The organism is Acidithiobacillus sp. (assembly GCF_027322205.1).
Taxonomy (GTDB): Bacteria; Pseudomonadota; Gammaproteobacteria; order Acidithiobacillales; family Acidithiobacillaceae; genus Acidithiobacillus.
Genome location: NZ_DAHVHY010000122.1, coordinates 1 through 3,167, shown reverse-complemented (window position 1 = coordinate 3,167; position 3,167 = coordinate 1). Strand labels below are relative to the sequence as shown.

4 protein-coding genes and 1 pseudogene are annotated in these 3,167 nt (G+C 55.6%); 1 reads left to right on the top strand and 4 read right to left on the bottom strand.

What is annotated here, in order from left to right; genetic code table 11:
* The coding region (locus M7F93_RS11515) for a hypothetical protein (RefSeq protein WP_298173642.1) at positions 1 to 298 on the top strand (298 nt) is incomplete at its 5' end.
* A 144-nt stretch (positions 299 to 442) separates the two neighbouring features.
* Here the strand turns inward: M7F93_RS11515 and M7F93_RS11510 are convergent.
* The 4 genes and pseudogenes from M7F93_RS11510 to M7F93_RS11495 form a co-directional block, all read right to left on the bottom strand.
* Complete coding sequence (locus tag M7F93_RS11510) at positions 443 to 709, bottom strand: glutaredoxin family protein (protein WP_031573109.1); 267 nt, start codon at positions 707 to 709, stop codon at positions 443 to 445.
* A 21-nt stretch (positions 710 to 730) separates the two neighbouring features.
* Complete coding sequence (locus tag M7F93_RS11505) at positions 731 to 937, bottom strand: CopZ family metallochaperone (protein WP_031573112.1); 207 nt, start codon at positions 935 to 937, stop codon at positions 731 to 733.
* Between the two features lie 61 nt (positions 938 to 998).
* Positions 999 to 1,394: a DUF302 domain-containing protein gene (locus M7F93_RS11500; RefSeq protein ID WP_065973816.1), complete on the bottom strand. Its 396-nt coding sequence runs from the start codon at positions 1,392 to 1,394 to the stop codon at positions 999 to 1,001.
* Positions 1,395 to 1,421: 27 nt separating this feature from the next.
* A pseudogene (locus tag M7F93_RS11495) lies at positions 1,422 to 3,122 on the bottom strand (copper-translocating P-type ATPase).
* Positions 3,123 to 3,167 lie beyond the last annotated feature (45 nt).

Below are 3,167 nucleotides of genomic sequence, written 5' to 3'. Positions count from 1 at the left end.
TGAGCAAAGCATTCAGAAAAACGATGAAACAGAAATTCAGCAACAACTTCAAAATAATCGGAATACTGAGCAGTCACAACAAAATCAACTCCTTCAAAATGATCAGAATGCTGAACAGCTACAACAAAATCAGCTTCGTCTTAATCAGCAACAGGAACAAGATCAATTACAACAAGAAAAAGAAAGAGCACAGATGCAGGAAAATCAGGAGCAGATTCAGAATGAACAGTTACAGCAACAATTACAGTATCAACAAATGCAGAATCGCCTCCAAGATCAGAACGAGGCGATCCGCTGAACATAATGGACAGAATGCATCCTCATTGTGGGGATATGCCTCCTACTTTATCTCTTAACGGGGCAGCAACCCGGCGCAGACGGTTTTGTACGATATCCCGATCGATACGCACTTACGCCAATCCCCTTCAAACCCTACTTATTTTCAACTCTCGCACCCATCTCCTTGAGCCCTGGCCAGCAGTTCATCAAGCCGTGGCTTTTGATGGGCAAGCGTTCCCCATAACGCTTCGCCAGCGATCACAGTGATCGGCGCGACCCGTACCCCATAGCGTGATTTAGCCTCCTCAGCCACGCCGGGAGCTGTTACGTCACGTTCCTCATATGCGATATGGTGTTTTTCAAGGTAACGGCGCACGGCAGCGCAGTCGGGGCAGCCGGGACTCGTGTAAAGCAGTACAGGATCATACATAGCGGATCGGCGTGCAGGGCTTCAGCCCCGCACCTCCGCCTCATAACCTTCTTCCTTGACCGCCGCGATCAATGCGGAAATCTCGGCCTTACCGCGCACTACGGCTTCTCCAGGTTCCAGCGTGACATCCGTATGTTCCACGCCGGGCAGGCTTTCCAGTGCCTTCGTCACGGCACGAACGCAATGCTCACAAGTCATGCCAGTAATCTTCAGATGGATCTCACTCATGGGTTCACTCCTGTTGCGAATGTAGTAAAAGGGCTATTTAATAAGCTCGTATAAATATTATTCAACCGCGCATGGCGTCAGCCACCCTCTGGAGTTTATCGCGCACCTCAATGCCGAGCGTGGTAATTTGCGGCTTGTCCACCATGCCAAGCACGGCGGCGGGATCCATGAATACCACACTCACGCTGCCATCGGCTTCGGTGCGTACCACCACGTTGCAGGGCAGCAAGGCACCAATGTCAGGATCGGTCTCCAACGCCTGATGAGCGTAGGACGGATTGCAAGCACCGAGAATGACATAAGGTCGCCCTTCAATGCCCAGTTTGGCCTTGAGTGTCGCGGCCACATCAATCGTGGTAAGCACACCAAATCCTTCCACCTTGAGGGCCTCGGTGACCTGCCCTACAGTGGCATCAAAATCGCCCTTGGCGGATACGCTGAAAACGAACTGGCTCATATGGATTCTCCTCGTTTGAACAATCGCTCAGGAATGAGCAGGTTTGAGTGCGGTATTCTGTACAGCACCCGGCGTTAACGTTGGTACATAAGCCTTGAGCCGTTTAAGACGCAAGCTGTTGCTGAGCACGAAGACGGAGGACAGCCCCATGGCTACCCCAGCCACCATCGGATTCAGATGGATGCCGATCGGCACGGCCACGCCAGCCGCAACAGGGATCAGTAGAATATTATAGAAAAAGGCCCAGAACAGATTGCCACGGATATTACTCAGGGTGCGTCGTGCGGCCGTCAGCGCCGTGACCACTTCGCCGAGTTGCCCGCGCGTGAGGGTCACGTCTGCGGCTTCGATGGCGATGTCCGTGCCTGAAGCCAGTGCAATACCAACATGGGCCTGTGCAAGCGCTGGAGCGTCGTTGATACCATCGCCGACGAAGGCGACCCGGCGGCCCTGCGCCTGCAACTGGGTGACTACTTTCGCCTTATCCTGGGGCAGGACCTCGGCATGCACCTGCTCAATATGTAATTGCCTGGCAACCGATTCGGCGGTAGCCCGTCCATCGCCAGTGACCATGCCCACCTGCAGTCCACGCGCGCGTAAAGCCTGTACAACCGCGTACGCCTCCGGTTTGATGCGATCGGCTATGGCGAGCCATCCGATCAGCGTTGCGTCGACCGCGACGAACACCACGGTGCGCCCGTCACTCTCTATTTGTGCCGTAGTCTTGACGCTATCTCCCTAAGGTATATTTTCGCGCTCCATCAAACGTCGGGCACCAACACGCACCATACGACCTTTCACTTCGCCTTCGATCCCATAGCCGGCAATAGAGTGGAAATTTTTGACCATAGGCAAGTGCATATCGCGCTCATCTGCTGCGGAGACAATGGCCCGCTCGAGCGGATGTTCGGAAGCCGATTCCAACGCTGCAGCCAGACGTAGTGCTTCAGCGGGATCGGGGCCGCCCTGATCAACAAGGGCAGGACGGCCTTCAGTCAATGTGCCGGTCTTGTCGAATAGCACGGTGTCGACATGCGATAGCGTCTCCAGTGCCTCGCCTTTGCGAAACAGCACGCCGAGCTCCGCCGCACGTCCGGTGCCCACCATGATCGCCGCTGGTGTTGCCAATCCCATGGCACAGGGGCAAGCTACCACCAGCACGGCGACTGCCGCGACCAGTGCGATGCTGACATTGCCCGTCAAGGCAATCCAGACGCCGAAGGTTGTCAACGCGATGACCAGTACGACTGGGGTGAATACCCGTACCGCACGATCGGTCAGCCCCTGAATTGGAAGTTTGCCAGTCTGGGCGCTCTCAACCAGATGGATGATATGGGCCAGAACCGTATCATGCCCGACGGAGGTGGCCTCTACGACCAATCGCCCATCATGGCAGATGGTGCCACCCACTACGTTGTCATCCATGGTCTTGACCGAAGGCAGTGGTTCGCCGGTCAGCATAGCCTCGTCTACATGCGCGCGCCCTTCGACTACGCGTCCGTCCACTGGAATGCGTTCACCAGGGCGCACTACGATGCGCTCGCCAGTGCGCAGTCGCGATACCGGTACCTCGTGCTCGATACTGTTTGCATCCAACCTATGCGCGGTCTTTGCCTGCAAACCGACCAACTTGCGAATGGCCGATGAGGTGCGGCCCTTGGCTAACCCCTCCAAGTACTTGCCAGCGAGTACGGCTGCGATAACGACTGCGGCTGAATCGAAATACACATGTCGTGCATTGAGCGGAAACCACGCGGGTGCTACTAACACCAA

Coding starts and splice junctions, on each gene's coding strand:
- M7F93_RS11500 (WP_065973816.1), bottom strand. CDS start 1,394: ATGAGCCAGTTCGTTTTCAGCGTATCCGCCAAGGGCGATTTTGATGCC.
- M7F93_RS11505 (WP_031573112.1), bottom strand. CDS start 937: ATGAGTGAGATCCATCTGAAGATTACTGGCATGACTTGTGAGCATTGC.
- M7F93_RS11510 (WP_031573109.1), bottom strand. CDS start 709: ATGTATGATCCTGTACTGCTTTACACGAGTCCCGGCTGCCCCGACTGC.